The 16752-nt window shown below is 43.0% G+C and carries 16 protein-coding genes; 6 read left to right on the top strand and 10 right to left on the bottom strand.

What is annotated here, in order from left to right; genetic code table 11:
• Window positions 1-81: 81 nt before the first annotated feature.
• From H5114_RS12040 to H5114_RS12030, 3 genes are all read left to right on the top strand, one after another.
• Complete coding sequence (locus H5114_RS12040) at window positions 82-1473, top strand: mechanosensitive ion channel family protein (RefSeq protein ID WP_182723063.1); 1392 nt, start codon at window positions 82-84, stop codon at window positions 1471-1473.
• A gap of 256 nt (window positions 1474-1729) precedes the next feature.
• Window positions 1730-2194, top strand: a complete 465-nt coding sequence (gene trmL / locus H5114_RS12035; RefSeq protein ID WP_124017428.1) for a tRNA (uridine(34)/cytosine(34)/5-carboxymethylaminomethyluridine(34)-2'-O)-methyltransferase TrmL — start codon at window positions 1730-1732, stop codon at window positions 2192-2194.
• Entirely contained in the window at window positions 2194-2529 is a 336-nt protein-coding gene (locus tag H5114_RS12030) for a DUF2956 domain-containing protein (RefSeq protein WP_182723062.1), read from the top strand. Before trmL ends, H5114_RS12030 begins: the two co-directional genes overlap by 1 nt.
• Before the next feature lie 21 nt (window positions 2530-2550).
• Here the strand turns inward: H5114_RS12030 and H5114_RS12025 are convergent, their stop codons facing one another.
• The 7 genes from H5114_RS12025 to H5114_RS11995 form a co-directional block, all read right to left on the bottom strand.
• Complete coding sequence (locus H5114_RS12025) at window positions 2551-3114, bottom strand: hypothetical protein (RefSeq protein ID WP_259395286.1); 564 nt, start codon at window positions 3112-3114, stop codon at window positions 2551-2553.
• 263 nt (window positions 3115-3377) lie between these two features.
• Complete coding sequence (locus tag H5114_RS12020; RefSeq protein ID WP_182723061.1) at window positions 3378-4841, bottom strand: pitrilysin family protein; 1464 nt, start codon at window positions 4839-4841, stop codon at window positions 3378-3380.
• A complete protein-coding gene (locus H5114_RS12015) occupies window positions 4838-6151 on the bottom strand; it encodes a M16 family metallopeptidase (RefSeq protein ID WP_404717234.1) in 1314 nt (437 codons plus the stop codon). Before H5114_RS12015 ends, H5114_RS12020 begins: the two co-directional genes overlap by 4 nt.
• Before the next feature lie 63 nt (window positions 6152-6214).
• On the bottom strand, window positions 6215-7534 hold the full coding sequence (locus tag H5114_RS12010) for an amidohydrolase (RefSeq protein WP_182723059.1): 1320 nt from the start codon (window positions 7532-7534) through the stop codon (window positions 6215-6217).
• 333 nt (window positions 7535-7867) lie between these two features.
• On the bottom strand, window positions 7868-8506 hold the full coding sequence (locus tag H5114_RS12005) for a class I SAM-dependent methyltransferase (protein ID WP_182723058.1): 639 nt from the start codon (window positions 8504-8506) through the stop codon (window positions 7868-7870).
• Window positions 8507-8553: 47 nt separating this feature from the next.
• The gene (locus H5114_RS12000) at window positions 8554-8937 is read right to left on the bottom strand and encodes a hypothetical protein (RefSeq protein ID WP_182723057.1); all 384 of its coding nucleotides are present in this window, start codon (window positions 8935-8937) and stop codon (window positions 8554-8556) included.
• 5 nt (window positions 8938-8942) lie between these two features.
• Window positions 8943-9554, bottom strand: a complete 612-nt coding sequence (locus tag H5114_RS11995) for a tRNA-uridine aminocarboxypropyltransferase (protein WP_182723056.1) — start codon at window positions 9552-9554, stop codon at window positions 8943-8945.
• Between the two features lie 111 nt (window positions 9555-9665).
• Here H5114_RS11995 and H5114_RS11990 point away from each other — a divergent pair, with 111 nt between their 5' ends.
• Entirely contained in the window at window positions 9666-10625 is a 960-nt protein-coding gene (locus tag H5114_RS11990; RefSeq protein ID WP_182723055.1) for a putative porin, read from the top strand.
• Window positions 10626-10707: 82 nt separating this feature from the next.
• Here the strand turns inward: H5114_RS11990 and H5114_RS11985 are convergent, their stop codons facing one another.
• Entirely contained in the window at window positions 10708-11913 is a 1206-nt protein-coding gene (locus H5114_RS11985) for a multidrug effflux MFS transporter (RefSeq protein ID WP_182723054.1), read from the bottom strand.
• Between the two features lie 126 nt (window positions 11914-12039).
• Between H5114_RS11985 and H5114_RS11980 the strand changes: the two genes are divergently transcribed.
• Window positions 12040-13023: a LysR family transcriptional regulator gene (locus H5114_RS11980; RefSeq protein WP_182723053.1), complete on the top strand. Its 984-nt coding sequence runs from the start codon at window positions 12040-12042 to the stop codon at window positions 13021-13023.
• 200 nt (window positions 13024-13223) lie between these two features.
• Complete coding sequence (locus tag H5114_RS11975) at window positions 13224-13562, top strand: hypothetical protein (protein ID WP_182723052.1); 339 nt, start codon at window positions 13224-13226, stop codon at window positions 13560-13562.
• 272 nt (window positions 13563-13834) lie between these two features.
• Here H5114_RS11975 and H5114_RS11970 read toward each other — a convergent pair whose 3' ends face one another.
• A complete protein-coding gene (locus H5114_RS11970; RefSeq protein WP_182723051.1) occupies window positions 13835-16111 on the bottom strand; it encodes a TonB-dependent receptor in 2277 nt (758 codons plus the stop codon).
• Window positions 16112-16166: 55 nt separating this feature from the next.
• Window positions 16167-16451 (bottom strand): hypothetical protein, encoded by a 285-nt coding sequence (locus H5114_RS11965; RefSeq protein ID WP_259395285.1) that lies wholly within the window; start codon window positions 16449-16451, stop codon window positions 16167-16169.
• Window positions 16452-16752 lie beyond the last annotated feature (301 nt).

Below are 16752 nucleotides of genomic sequence, written 5' to 3'. Positions count from 1 at the left end.
TAACGCTTACAAGCTTTGGTGTCGGTGACGATTATTTGCTAATATTGAATAAAGACGGGCTTGTACCTTGCGGGTAATCTTATGATTTGTCGATTTTTTTTAAACAGCATTCCTCATTGCAACCACCGCTCATGCTCAACATTAAGTCGATGGATTCTCCTATGGAGTTTAGTCACTACTTTTGTTTGCTTGACCAGCTTTGCGCCTACTTATGCCCAGGCAGCCCCCTCACCCAACACGGTGAAACAACTCATACAAATTAACGATCCAAGCAGTGCAATCGACATTGAAATACAAGGCTCTGTCGTCAATCTGCATGGCTCCGTCACCGAGCAAGCCAGTAAAGAACGCATACTGCAAACCATCGCCGCCTTACCTGGTGTGACTCAGGTTGTAGATAATATTCAATTACGCGCTATGGAGCCGTTATCTTTAGCTCCTCTGCAGCAAGATGCACGGCAGTTTTGGGCCAAAACCTTACAGTATTTGCCCAGCTTAGCTCTAGGACTGGCAATATTTTTGCTACTCTTTTGGCTTTCTCGCCCTATTGCTCGCCTGCTTATTCAGCCCTTAACTTGGGTCACACAGAGTGAGCTTATTCGTTTAGTGATGCAGCGCAGCTTTAGTATGCTGATCATATTATTAGGGCTGTATATATTTTTGCGTCTCGCCGGCTTAACTCAGTTTGCCGTTGCCATTATTAGTAGCACTGGGGTAATAGGTCTCATTTTAGGTTTTGCCTTTAAAGACATCGCCGAAAACTTTATTTCCAGCTTACTGCTCAGTGTCCAGCGCCCGTTCAAATTAGGCGACGTCATTGCTGTGGAAGGTCAATTAGGCATTGTAAAAAAAGTCACCGCAAGGGCCACTACGTTAGTCGACTACGATGGCAACCACATCCAAATTCCCAATGCCACAATTTATAAAAACGTGATTAAAAACCTGACCGCAAACCCAAGAATACGGGGCAATTTTATGATTGGTATTGGCTACGATACCAATATTCGTAAGGCTCAGGACATCGCCATGGAGATCATGATGGCTCACCACGGCGTACTAGCAGATCCTGAACCGCAGGTACTGATAACCAACCTAGGTTCTTCCACTATTAACCTGCAAGTGTATTTTTGGGTTAATGCAGAAACTCATAGTGTTCCAAAAGTGGCTTCAATTTTAATGCGCTTACTGGTACGCGCTTATGAAGCGAATAAAATCAGCATGCCAGATGATGCTCGCGAACGCATTTTCCCTCAAGGGATACAATTGGTCTCCAGCAGACATCAGCAAGACCAAACTCAGTTAAGTGGCCAACCAATAACGGAGCAAGCTAATTTACCAAATGAGCAAAAAATTTCGGATTTATCCGATGAAGTCCATGATGATGCTAGCGTTGATATCAGCAGCGATACTGATGATATACGCCGACAGGCAGCGCAATCTCGCGATCCAGAGAATGGTGCCAATATTATCTAATAACGATGTTCACAACCTATATTCAGCCTAATATTGGCGATAACAGCAGTAGAATCGGCTGCTAAAGTATCAATAAATAACTGGTCTTTAATTAGCTGTGACAGCCTCAAATACAGTTGGCGCTAAGTCTCCATCAAGGATGATCATTCGTGCTATACCGCCCATTTCACCAAGTCGGCATTGATAACGTCTCGCAGAAAAACCTTGCTTAAGGTATAATTCGTCCCTCTTTTTATGCTTCGTACCTAAGGTTGCTATGTTTCATATTGCCCTTTATGAACCCGAAATTGCTCCAAATACCGGAAATATCATTCGTCTATGTGCCAACAACGGTTCACAGTTACATTTGATTGAGCCATTGGGTTTTGATCTCGAAGAAAAGAAACTCCGTCGTGCTGGACTTGATTATTCCGATATGACCAGCGTCACTCGCCATAAAGACTATGCCGCGTTTTTAGAGGCGATGGCAGGAAAACGGATTATTGCCTGTACAACTAAAGGTAGTCGTCCTCATACTCAAATTGCTTTCCAAGAAAATGATGTCTTGTTATTTGGCCCTGAAACCCGTGGCTTACCAATGGATATTATTGATGCAACCCCACTGGGGCAGCGATTACGTATCCCAATGACCGCCAATAGTCGTAGTTTAAATTTATCAAATTCAGTTGCCATTATTAGCTACGAAGCATGGCGTCAACTGGATTTTGCAGGCGCTGAATAATGAAGAAAACGCTATCCCCAGAAACCCAAAATGATGCTTTAGCAATTGCCAAGGCCACTCAAAAGCCTGGACAAGTTAAAGAACAAACTAAGCTGATTGCCGCGGGGATTGAAAAAGGGATAGCGGAATACAAAAAACGTGAAAAAGCGAAAGCTCGAGAACGTGATAAAGCGCGTAAACAGCAACAGAAAAACAAACATGCGATTCCAAGCAATGATGATGCGGATGTGTCTTACAATGAGCAAGAGAGTCTATTCAACCCTCTAACATGGTCGTTAGCCGCCTTATTACTCTTGAGTTGGGCTGGATTTGCAGCTTATCTATTTTATCGCTAATTGAATGATTTAAATTAGTTTCTAATCTGTCGGCGGCGCAACCTCTGCCGACGATTTAAGTAAACTAATGGCTCTAATGACCTGATACTGATCACTGTCATCATCTAAATAATGGGCGTTTTGCTGCCACTGCCAGCCTTTTATTGTCGGTTCTGCATCACCAATCACGGGATCAAACTGTAACTGCACTAATGCAGGACGCTGATTTATTTCACCTTTACCTAGAAATGAATAACTGCCCGCTTGCTCATACAGGGTCAGCTGTTGTGATATATCGTCGGTGACGCCATTGGCATACAGCAATAAAATATGATCTTCTTGTTGTCTAAACCACCAGGTCTCGCTGTTTGAAAAGCGGCTACCACGGCTAACACTAATGTATAAATTCCGTTGATCAGCCGAACACATTACCGAAGTACTTACCTTTTTAGCAACTGTATTAGGATTAGCTGCATTGCCCTGCCACTCGCCAGCTAATTGACTACAAAATATATCTAAAGTCACTTTGCCTGCATAAGAGGCCGTTGAATGCATTAGTAACAAGATCGCTGTCAACGGTATTATTGATCGATATTTTGCGCTCATCAAACCCCCTCTTATTAACACATCCTTTAATATTGCAAACAGACCAAACTCAATACAGCTAACCCTATCGGCCTCTGTTTAGGCGCAGCGATCTCATTGACTCAAAGAATTGAGTTAATGAACTTACTCAATGAACTTACTCGATGAACTTAGCTGCTAACGTTTAGCGTCTAAATTTAATCACATTATCAGTTAGATCCATAAAAATGGCCCACTTATGTGAGCCATCATAGGATATTACGAATTAACTAACTGACTCGCAACTACTGGCCAAAGCCTGTAGCTGTGATGTCTACTTTAGTGACTTCACCATACTGCGCTGCAACATCAGCAATGTTGTCAGCGTTACCAATCAACACAAACTGTAAGTTTTGTTGCGGGAAATATTGCTTAATCAAACGTTGTGTATCTGCAACAGTAAGCCCATCAACCTTGGCTTGGAATTGATTAATAAAATCATCATTAAAACCATACAAGTACATGTCAGACAATAAACCAGCTAATTGACCACTGGTCTCATATTTAGGTGGAAACTGGCCTTTCACATAGGCTTTAGCAGAATCTAAAGTGGTTTGATCAATGCCCTTTTCCCATAGTCGAGCATAGGTTTTTAAGGCTAAATCAATGGCTTCTTTTGTTGTTGATGATTTAGTAAACGTACTAATTTGAAAAACGCCAGATTGCGCATAAGGGCTAAAACCAGAACGAGCACCATAAGTTAAACCAGCATTGACGCGTAATTCATCATTTAACCATGAGGTAAAACGACCACCTAAAATAGTGTTAACGACAGTTAACCCAACATAATCTGGATTGTCATAACGAATACCCACGCCACCAATTAAAAAAGTGGTTTCAATTGCATCAGGCTTGTCGACCAACAATACATGCGGCTGAGTTAATGTCGGTAAGTTTTGGCTTAAGTCAGGTTGAACCACTGTTTCTGTGGTCTGCCAATCACCAAAGGCTTTATTAAGCTTGGCGGTCATCTCAGCGACATCAAAATCACCCACCACGTTAATGGTCATGTTGTTTGGTTGATAGTAGCCTTTATGAAAAGCGCGTAACTCTGCAACAGACAGTTTAGCGATAGTGTCACTATTACCCGATACCGGATTAGCATAAGGATGTTCACCAAAAACTAACTTATTGAAGTAGCGCCCGATCACGGCCCGAGGACTTTCTTTTTGCTGTGATAAACCGACGGTTTCACGTTGTTTTAGCTTATCAAATTCGGCGCTATCAAAGTCTGGTTGACGTAATACATGACTAAAAATAGCGAGCACGGTATCGACATCTTTGCTCATCATATTGGCACGAATATAACTGCCTTCTAGATCGGCACTGGTATCAATACTGGCACCCATAAAGTCTAGTTGCTGCTCTATGTCTGCCTTAGATTGGCCCGCAGCACCTAGCATTAAACTTTGTGAGGTAATGTACGCCATACCAGAGGTAAGATCATTCACCGCCCCGGCCTTAACCACGGCATCAATGGTCACTAATGGCACTTCTTTTTGTACCATCAAGGTCACTTTTAAACCATTATCTAGGGTGACAGATTGGTAGCTTGGCATCACAAAACTCGCCGTGACAGCGCTTGGACTAGCAGAGGCATTATCGGCCGTTGATTGCTGCGAAGTCGCACAACCACTTATGGCTAAACTACAAGTTAACGCGATGGCCGATAACGATAGGTTAATTTGGGTGTGAGCTATAGTTTTCATTTGTCAGACTCCTCAGTCGCAGCGAGCACACCGACAGTTCGATTCGCTTTAATTAAATAGGTTTGTGCAACACGCTGGATATCAGCTGGAGTCACTTTGTTATATGCTTCAGGGGCATTAAACAGTTTGGTGTAATCCCCAAAATACAACTCGTATGTGCCTAAGGTATTGGCTTTACCGTTAATGGTTTCCATGGTGCGGTAAAAATCCATTAGCTTAATATTTTTGACTTTTTCAAGCTCTTGTTGAGTCACACCCTGGGTGGCAATAAGGTTAATTTGCTCAATTAAGGCTTGCTCTAACGTCTCGGCGCTCACGCCTGCATTCGCCACACCTAAAATATAAAATAAATTAGGGTCGAACGACATCGGCATGTAAGTTTCGGCAGCAACCGCTAATTGCTTGTCGACTAAAGCTTGATAAAAGCGTGAGCTATTACCTTCACTGAGCATTGACGCTAACAAATCCAATGCATAGTAGTCAGCATGGCTAGTTGCGGGTACATGGTAAGCCAACATAATGTTTGGTGTGCTCACAGACTCTTTTTTAACAAAGACTCGGCGTTCACCATTTTGTTGCGGTTCAATAGTACGCACAGCTTTTGGCGGTGCTTGGGCAGGAATAGGCGCAAAATACTGATTAGCTAATGCTTTCACTTCAGCTAACTTCACATCACCAGTAATGACCACTAGCGCATTGTTCGGGGCATAGTAGGTTTTATGGTATTGCTGTAAATCTTCTAAGGTCCAAGCAGCAATATCCGACTCATAACCAATCACTGACCAGCTATATGGATGTGCAGCAAAGGCAACACTTTTCAGCGCTTCTTGAATCGTGCGCCAGTTAGAGTTTTCCAGACCGGTAGTGCGCTCTGACTGCACCACACCACGCTCGCTTTCTACCATCTCAGAGTTAATATCGAGGTTGGCAATACGATCAGCTTCTAAATCAAAAATGGTTTCTAAACCATTAGCAGGAAACCAATCTGTATACACTGTCATGTCTTCTGTGGTGTAGGCATTATTCGCGCCACCAGCCGCTTCCATTGTGCGATCAAACATTTTCGGGCCAAACTTTTTAGAACCGTTAAACATCATGTGTTCAAAAAAGTGTGAAATACCAGTAATGCCAGGCACTTCATTGCGCGAACCGACTTTCCAAAAAATATACATGTTGGCATTAGGGATAGAGCTATCCTCCAGCACCATAATCTTCATGCCATTGTCTAAGGTAAAGCTATTGATGTCTTCAGCTTGTGTTGCTGACACGGCAGGCGCACTCAGTACGCCTATCGTCATCAGCAACGCCATTATCTTACGGGTCATATCTCGCTCCTTTTGAGCTATCATCCAAAGGTTTATCTAAAATGGGTTTTATTGTGCGACGCTTAATGCGGTTAAGGCAACTTGCGTCATGGTTTGCACACCTACTCTCAAGGCACTTTCATCAACATAAAATGCGGGTGAGTGGTTGCTGGCAACTTGACTGATATCTTGGTCCGCTGGTGTCACACCTAAGAAAAAGAACATCCCCGGCGTTTGCAGCGCATAATACGAAAAGTCTTCCGCGCCAGTCATTAGCCCGGGCTCTATTAACATATTGTCACCCACCACAGAAGCAATAACAGGGCGCATTTTACTGACTAATTCTGGGTTATTAACGGTTACTGGGTAACCAGATTGGATAACCGTTACCGCCGTAGCACCTAGGGTTTTAGCCGCATTAGCAGCCACTTCGGCCAATTTAACTTTAATGTCGGCACGCATCTGTTGATCAAAGGTACGAATGGTTCCGATGAGCTCTACTTCATCGGGAATAATGTTCGATCGAATTCCACCATTAATGGCCCCAAAACTCAGCACTGCAGGTGCTTTGGTAATATCAACTTGGCGACTAATAATGGTTTGCACACTGTTAATAATTTGCGCTGATGCCACAATAGGATCAACACCACTCCAAGGACGCGATCCATGGGTTTGCTTGCCAGTAACCTTAATAGTAAATGAATCTTCACTTGCCATCGCAGGGCCAGAACGCAAGCCTATTACGCCAGAGGGCATACTCGACGTAACGTGCATTCCAAAGACTTGATCGGGTTTACGCTTGGCGAATAAACCTTGCTTGAGCATTAACTCTGCGCCGCCTTCTTCACCTTCTGGAGCACCCTCTTCGGCAGGCTGAAAGATAAACATTACGTCACCAGCCAAACTGTCTTTGACCTTAACTAAATTGTCGGCAACGCCCATCAACATGGCAACATGAGTATCATGACCACACGCGTGCATGACGCCAACTTTTTGACCGCGATAAGTATCGGTGACTTTAGATGCAAAAGGCAAATCAACGACTTCAGTTACGGGTAAGGCATCCATATCGGCACGTAAAGCAATTAAAGGCCCAGGCTTACCGCCTTTGAGTATCGCTACCAAGCCGGTATGGGCAATACCGGTTTGCACTTCAAGTCCCAAGGACTTAAGGTGTTTTGCAATCACCTCACTGGTACGAAACTCTCGGTTAGATAATTCAGGATGTTGGTGAAAATCGCGGCGCCATGCAATCACTTTACTTTCAACTTCAGCGCTTAACTCTGCGGCATTGGGCACACTTGCTACGGTTGATGCACTGTAAACACTGGAGGCAAATAAAAATAAGCTTGCAAATACTAAAGCGAGAGAGGTCAGGCGCATGTCCATTCCATTGGTTATTATATGAGTACAACAAAACTACCTTGAAATGACAATTTTGTTAAATTTTTTACTCATTTGCTAACAAGTCAATTGTATCTATTTATTAACGCGCAATGGTCGCGATTAAGCTTATGAACTTTCATTGGGCTTAAGAAGTGGGATAAGTGAGGGAAAATAACAATATTTGGCCTATTTCACATCAAACTTTACCCATAGTGAGCCTATTGCAAGTCAGGGCAGCATTATTAGTGATACTGAGGCCTGTCCAATAAAGATTGATATCCCGAGCAGATATTTATAACTCATCATGCAACTCAATCAACCATGATTGAGCCAATATTAACAAGCGGGCAGGTGAAAAAATACCACGTCGCTGTCGATCACCTCAAGCTGCCAGCCTTGTTGCCGCGCTATCCATTCAAAGGTTTCTAGGGCGTAAAAATTAATATGAGTCGGGTCGATTTTATAGTGCCAGTTGATAAACCCATCAAGGTCCGACACCCGCTTGGTCATCACGGCCAATATGCCACCTGGCAGCACTAATTGGCTTAATTGCTCGACTAACGTCTGTGCATCGGCAATGTGTTCAATCACTTCGGTTAAACAGACAAAATCATACTGCTGACTTAGTACTCGAGTATCTGGGTGATAAAACAAATCATAATTAGCAACGTTAATACCGTGCTTTGCAGCCATTTGACTTAATACTGCGCCTTCGCCGCAACCAAAATCTAATCCATTTGCATTCGGTTTTACGCGGGTCAATAACGGAGTTAAGGTGCGGGATAAAAAATGTTGATAACCCGCATCGGCAAAGTCGTTATGGTGGCAATCGTAGTGAGCTTTCTCAGCGGCTTCATCCCAATAAAACGCCGTTGGAACCGATACCATAAAACACTGCGGACAACGAACATAAGCTCTTTTTTTATCTTGATGAAAAGCTACGGTGTCATGGTGACATAAAGGACAAGACGACAAAGGGATGCTCCAAAATAAGCCAAATACAGATAATTAACGCACTCACACTATTCAGATTGAACAGGCTCAATACTGGTTTCTTTAGGGATTTTGCGAGTTTGAGTGGCAGCCTCTTGCGCCTGTTGTAAATACTTTTGCTGACGGGTTAAACGCTCATCAGATTGGACTCGGGCTTTTTCGAGCTGTTGTGCTTCCCAGTCATTAGACTGCACTTTTGCTAATGCTTTTTGTTCACGTTCTGCGGTGGCTTTGGCAGCCTCACGCGCTTTTTGCAATTGTGTTTGTTCAAGTTCAGCCGACTCTTGACGTGCTTGCTCGCCCTTTTCAGCCAAGGTCATTTTTTTATGTGGCTTATCTGCCGCGACGGTAACGAACGCTAATGAACTCGCAGTAACGAGCAAAATCAATGAGCTTGTCAGCCGATTTTTCATATGGTCTATCCTTTGAGTTTATCGCCGTTATAACGCTCACGAACCAGAGCTGGCATAGCCGTTAACTTATGTTGCACCATTGCGTTAAACACTGCAAATATTGGCGCAATGTCTGCTGCAGGATTTAATGCAACCAGAGTGTAGGCAGCCGCTTCGAGGGTTGACAGGCTGTCGCTGCGTTTCGCTTTACGAATAACATATTGCGACTCATCTTCACATTCTAGATGCAATGAAGGGTAATTAAGTAACCACGGATTGAGCTGCAACATTCGGTATGCTTTACGCCAAGTACCGTCAACTAAAATAATAATCGCCGCCTCACTCGCTCCAGCCTCGACGACAGTTTGACTGTGCTCATTAGGGTAAACCACATAAATCGGCTTCGTTTGCGCAACTAAATAATGTTGCAGCTCAATAAAGTCCGTGGCAGCCTCACCCACGTAAATTTTCATCTGCGGCATCACCAGCTTCAATAACCTCACGGTATTTTTAGCATGACCCACTTCAGATGGGTGCTGCATCACCACTACCTCGGTATTTGAAGATACCTGTTTGATCGCATGACACACGCAAGCCGACTGTGGATATTGGCAATATATACAATAACTTCTGCTCATTTTTTGTCTTATCTTGTTGCAAATATGTAAAGTTAAGTTCAATATGCTTGGCTTTACACCATAACATCTCAAGGAAGAACCACTATTATGACAGGAATTATGACAAGAACTATGACAAAGATGTCTGTGGCATTAATGCTCGCATTTGCCACAAGTTCCGTTTATGCCGCTCAAAATAATGCCTACCATCACGAAGCAGAAATCGGTTTTTTAGACTCATCAGGTGAAGCGGATGGCCTAGTTAACGCCAATTATCACTATTATTTTAAAGCGGTTGAACAAGCTGAAAAACCCTACGAATTAGCCGCGTTCTTTAATCAAGGCTCTACTATTTCAGCGCGTTATGCCACGACTGACATCGAAGATTTATATAATATCTCTGGAGAATACGTTTTTGACTCAAAATGGTTTTTGGGGGCTGGAGTCACCCAGTTAAGTACAGATAATGCTGTATCTGACACCACAACATACGAGATTATTGCAGGGTATTTTTTTAGCGAACACTCAAAGTTATCCTTGAACTACGCTACCAACTCAGAATCAAAATCTAACAATGGCGCATATCTAGAATATGAATTTGAATCATATTTTAGCCAAGATATTGATGCTATCACGTTAACTTACGAACATTTTATTCCATTACAATCAACCGCTGGAGTGTTTATAACTGGGGCTGTAGGTTATCAAAACCCACAATATACCAACAACGAAATTCTCACCCAAGTTGATGGACCTACTCCGACTATAGTGGAAGATTCTAAATTAAACTTTGAAAATGACATTTATACTGTTGCAGTGTTTGCAGATTGGTATATCAATAACGCGTGGTCAGTGGGTGCGACTTACTACCGGGCAGATGTAAATACTGATTTCAGCAGCAGTAATATTGATGACTCAAATCAAAGTAGCCACAGCAACAACATCACTGAAACTGGTTTAAATACACGTTACTTCTGGCATTTTTCAGATGTGTTCTCGGCTAAGTTTTCGCTAGAACATTATTTCGAGAATAGTGAATATAATAGTGATTCAGAAACTAATTTTGGCGTAGCAATTAACGCTCGCTTTTAAGTCTCACCATATTGAGGCAAAAAAATACCCGCGGAATGTGGTTAGCATTCTGCGGGTTAAAGGTGATGTTACTAAAGCTTAATTAATCGTGTTGTAATTGTTCTTGATGCAAATGACTTAAGCGATTCATTGCCATAATAATCAGTAATACCGAACTAAAACCGCCCATCACTAGTGCGATTGCATAAGGCGCAGGTATATCGGTTAGTTGGATCAACGCCGTCAGTATTGATGCCCCACTCATTTGAATACATCCCAGCATAGCCGTCGCAGTACCTGCTCTCTCACCGAAAGCTGACAATGCCATACTGGTTGCAGGGCCAAGTAAAATAGCAAAGCCAACACACAAAATCATCATCGGAGCCATAAACGCTATTGCGGCGGCTAAGCCTGCTTGTGGACCGGCAAAGTAAACCGCTGCTTCAATAACCGCAGCAAGCAGCATTAACGACAAAGCTACCACTACGCCAGGTCTATTCCCAATACGCTTAACCAACACTGGAGCGGCAAAACACGCGACAATATTGATGGCAGCATTAAGGCCAAACAGACCACTGAAGGTTAATTCTGAGATGCCTAAGTGACCAATTATCCACACAGGTGAGTACGACACGTAACATAATATCGATGCCATCGCGATCATGCAGCAACTGGCATAAAACATAAAATGTGGGTCACCAATAACCGGCTTATAACGACTCCAACGGTATAAAGGTCCTGTGCTGTCGGTATTTAATGGACGCGTTTCAGGGAAACGGAACCCCACTAAAAACAACACAAAAATGGCATACAAAGCCATAAAAATGAAGGTAGAACGCCAGCCAAACTGTAAGGCTAATAAGCCACCAAATGTTGGAGCCAGCGCGGGCACCACACAAATGGCACCATTGAGATAACTGTACATCGACACGCTTTCTTTGCGGGAATAGCAGTCACGTACCGCGCTAAAGACCACAATAGAGGTTGAACATGCGGCTAACCCTTGAAAAACTCGAGCAATCTGCAACCATTCAAATTCAACCGAGTAAGCACCCAATAAACTGCTAATGCCATAAAGCACAATCCCAAATAACGCGACAGGTTTACGACCAAAACGGTCGGCGAGTGGACCAATTAAAATTTGCCCTACGCCCATCGCAAATAAAAATAACACTAAGGTGGACTGTACTTCACTGTTAGAGACACCATATTCCAATGCCATTGCAGGCATAGACGGCAGATAAATATCAATAGCTAATGGGCTTAATAGCACCATAAACATTAACAGTGGCAATAGGTTACGACGCATAAACTTCTTTCTCTTAAATTTTTAATGCACAAAGGTCACCCTTAATAGGGCGTTATAATAAGCCAAATGGAGGTATGAACGAAAATGATATAAAATCCAAAGTGAATTTCCATTTGAGAATATCACATGAATTTAGACAATCTGGCTCGGGTCGACCTTAATCTATTAGTCATTCTCCAAGTATTACTTGAGGAGCAAAGTGTGACTCGAGCAGCTCATCGATTGCATGTTAGTCAATCGGCGGTGAGTAAAAGCTTAAATCGTTTGCGAGAAACATTAGATGACCCACTATTTCAACGCACAGCGCACGGTTTAAAGCCCACGGCTCATGCAGATGCATTAAGACAGCAACTGCCGTTAGTGCTGCAAAACTTATATCAACTTACCCAGCCTCCCACTTTTTATCCCGCGACCAGTAACCGCCAATTCTCATTATCTATGGTTGAAAGTGCTTATGAAACCTTAATCCCCTATTTTATCGGGCCACTATTGCAACAAGCACCGTCAATAAAATTAGATTCCTATGTCTGGACCGAAAAATCTATGCAAGATCTACAGCAAGGGCAAATCGATTTTGGCCTGGCTGGCAGAGATATTTATCCACAAACTGATGTCAATATTGAAAAAGTACCCGAAGGTATAGAATCACAAACACTATTTAACGACCATCAAGTTTGCCTAGTGCGTAAAGATCATCCTATTTTACAGCAAGTAAAAGCGGGTCAATGGGATCAAGCTCACTACCTTAGCATGTCTCATGTTCAGGTAAGATGTGAAGGCAACGATTGGTGGGCTCTCGATTATCATCTGGCCAATTTAGGCTTACATCGTCATCTATCGACTACAGTACCAGACTTTTATGGTGCGGCCAGCGTCTGCGCGAATACTGATTTAATTTTTACCTTGCCATCAAGTTTTGCTCATCATGCTCAAAAGCTCTATTCACTGGTTTCTATTCCCTTACCGTTTGAATTTATGCCAATGGCTTATGTGTTTCTATGGCATGAAAGAAATAACCAAGAACCAGGGCATCAATGGTTTCGTAATATTATTTTCAACAGTGTCGAACGAGCTATCGCGAATCAACACATGAGTAAAAATGATTACTGATACTTTTACTCGATCCCGCTCAAGCGGGTCATTAGCAAGTATTTACCTTAGATAGTTGAGCGCCAAAGCGTAAACATTAACCGAATTTAACGTGACATATTATGTCTCAGCAATGCAGACTGTACTTTAAATCATCGTTACTGATTTATAGGTAACCTTTTTAGACCCCATTTTCAGGCTAAGTGTACCCAGGAGCTACTATGAGATTTAATCAATCATTCCACACTGCCAATTTGAAAAACAGGTTCACTAGCATGAACCCTATTTTGACATTACTGATGCTGTTTGCCATCGCATTGACCACCATAGTGTTATTACCATTTTTATTGTTGTTAGGCTTATTAAGCTTTATTACTTTACAGTTGCTAGGTAAAAAAATATTGCAGAGAAAACAAGCACAATCCCAACAAGGCGATATCTACCAAGGCCGTGCGGATGTGCAGCGCGAACAAACAGCGCCATACGCTGATATGTTCAGTCGTGCTAAGCCCAATCAGTCACAACGCAATGGACGTACGTTTGAGCATCAAGCAGATTAACGAACCGCAGGTTGCACTTAGTGAAGATCCATCAGCGGCTGCGATCATTAATTAACATGACTGCTGCCTAAGTTGATGTAACTGTGATCTTGATTATCGCTAATTGCCAAATGCAGCAGTCCTTCAGCACGAAGCGAATGTCGTGATAGCCCAAATGTGAGCAAGCGGACTTTACGCCGCTGATGAAGAAATCAAAATGCAAACTTAAAAATAAAGCGAAGTCAGAGACTTCGCTTTAGGATTAAGTTAATTTTGTATACAAGCAGTAAAGACTAAAAGTTATAAGTGACACCAAACATCACGTTACGGCCCATTAGCGGAGCATAGTCCTTAAGTAATGAAGTATGTGGTCTTGCTTCTTGATTCAACAGGTTATTTGCTTTGACATAAAGCAACATATCACCCGAATTCGTGTATAAACGATAGGTAACCGCTGCATTTGCTAAAGCATAACCTGCTGTTTCAGTTTCATTTTCTGCTGTATCAGTTTGTTTACCATAACCAATCGCGGCAATTTCCGCGTGCCATTGCTGTTGATCATAGTTTAACGTTGAGCCTATACGCATAGGCGGCATGAGCGGTAAATTACCACCATCAACCAATTTGCCGCGAGTGTAATCACTGAACATATCTAACGACCAATTATCATTGAATGGGATAGTGGCCTGAGCCTCAAGTGAATATAACTCAGCATCACCTTGGGTAAATTGATATACAGGTAAATCACCTTCTGGATCAGCGCCAACAATATCAGAGGCAATTAAACCGGTATTTTTCTCGTAGTAGAAATTGTTCACTCTGTTATAAGCCATGCTTAATGAACCTGTCCATGCCCCCTCTAATTTACGTAAGGTTAGGTCGATATTATTCGCGATCTCTTTGTCGTTATTACCACTGTCAGTCATAATTTGACCGTTTACAATGGTAAACTGTGAACCGATCTCAAAGCTTTGCGTAGCATCATGAGGTCCGAAGCTGTAAAGCTCTTCGGCGGTTGGAGAACGCTGAGCTCGAGTCAAGGACAAACCTAAATTGTACGACGGTGCGAAATCCCAAACCATTCCTGCCGATAAGGTCAAATCATTGTCGACTAAATCTTCAGCTTGATAGTTTTGCTCACCATTAATAGTCTCTAAGATCATCCCCTCTGGCGCTAAGCGATAATGTTCTATGCGTCCACCGAGTTCAAAACGAAAATCTCCGACTTTACGCTCCTGGACAATAAAAGCTGCCAAAGTATCTGTTTTACTGTTTGGCGTGAGCGCTTCCTCGCCCTCAACAGAAAAGTCACGGTGAACCATATGCAATCCCATGGTGCCTTGCCATTCACCCCAAGGGTTATTGTTCAGGCTTAAGCGCGCCTCACTTTGTTTATTAAAGAAAGTGGTGCCTGCAACGCCATCTTCTTCTTCTGAGTGTTGATAGTCAGTATAACCAGCATCAAAACGCAACTTACTAAAACCAGCAAATGGGTCTAATAAGCCGCTGTGTAACTGCCACGCAGTTTTCTTTAAATCGATGGTGATATCCGCAGCATCAGTCTCGCCGCGGCCAGGAATACCGTAGTTAGATTCGGTTCGAGCACCTGATACGCTGACAAATCCAGTATCTGCGGTATAACCTACACCAGCAGCATAGTCATCGAGTTTCAAGCTACTGTTATCGAGTTTTCCATGGGTTTCGGGCATATCGACAATTGCATTACCAGGGATATCAACATCATCGGTAACGCGATGAGTACCATCTAAATGCCAATTGAACTGACCATTGCCACCATCAATATCGCCGTTGAATGTACGACCGTTACTGGCAGTATCGTAGCGAGTACCAAGTTGTCCTGAAACGCCATCGACAGGCGCCTCGTGGTATCGCTTATCGACCACATTGACCACGCCACCAATTGCGCCGTTGCCATAAAGCAAAGTGCCAGGACCGCGAAGAATTTCAATCTGTTGTGCCGATGCAGCCTCAGTGGTTACTGCGTGATCCGCAGATACAGTAGATGCGTCACCTACAGAGAGACCATTTTCAAGAACTTGCACACGAGGGCCGCCCATACCACGGATAATAGGACGACTGGCCCCAGCACCAAAGTGGGAAGCTTGTACACCTGGGAGTTTTTCTAGGGTATCGCCGAGCGTGGGTTCGATATTAAGTTTAAGCTGATCTTCGGTAAGTACACTTATTGGTGTGGTACTTTCGAGTGCCGAACGCGCAAGAGGTGATGCAGTGACCACGATATTTTCCATTATGGCCTGCTTGAGTGAAACATCCTGTTTAATCACACCTGTAGTGATCTGCAAATCCTGATCAACATGCTTAAAATTATCATCACTTACGTGCAAATGCACATGGCTATTATCGGCAACGGTTAACTGATACTGACCTTGTGAGTTAGTCATTGTCCGAGGGCCACCATCAATGCTGACTTGAGCACCAACAATAGGTGCGCCTTGTGGGTCGGTGACTTGGCCTTGTAGTTGCGCAGCCATAACCGGTGAACATACGCCAGCAACTGCTAGCGCTATAGAAGATAATGCAAGTTTCATTGTGCCTTTCCTTTAGATAAGCAAAAAATTATAAATTTTTATGTTGTGATATTGCTTAAAAAAGGCAGGGAGGAGCACGAACATTGAAGTGACGTAATACCGACAAGCTAGGTTGTTGATAAGGTGTATGCGCAATATATTCCGGCTGTTGCAATCCCATCGGCGGCATGCGCAAAGATGATGGACCGGCATTTAGGTTATGACCAAAATCGCACACAATACAATGAGTATGCTGATGTTCCAGACCGTGCTCAGCAGAATGCAGCAGCGCGAATGATTGTATTACAATCAGCCATACGCCGAGCAGTAGCCATAGCCACTTTTTGTGAGTCTGAAACATTGAGTGAGTCATGATTATTCTACGGGTCAAATTCATCTTAATCGGATTATTATCCGAATGATTGATTTAATAGATCCTAATTTATGCTCTCACCCTACTTGATTTTTTAGTCTGTCGTCTAGTGGCTTTTAGTAACAAAATTTATTTAATACTCATTCCATTAAAAATCTGCTCAGTTAACAATGATTCAGCACTCTCTAGACAAATAACAGCATTGAAGGCTTTCTCTATCTAGCCAGCGTATTAAGCTGCGTAGTGTGAGTAATATCAGCAGCTAGAGTGTTAACGTTGAAAGGATTAA

It is taken from the genome of Shewanella sp. SR43-8, assembly GCF_014163775.1.
In the GTDB taxonomy this organism is placed as follows: Bacteria; Pseudomonadota; Gammaproteobacteria; order Enterobacterales; family Shewanellaceae; genus Shewanella; species Shewanella vesiculosa.
Note: the sequence above shows the minus strand (reverse complement) of the source record. Positions and strands in the feature narration are given on the sequence as shown.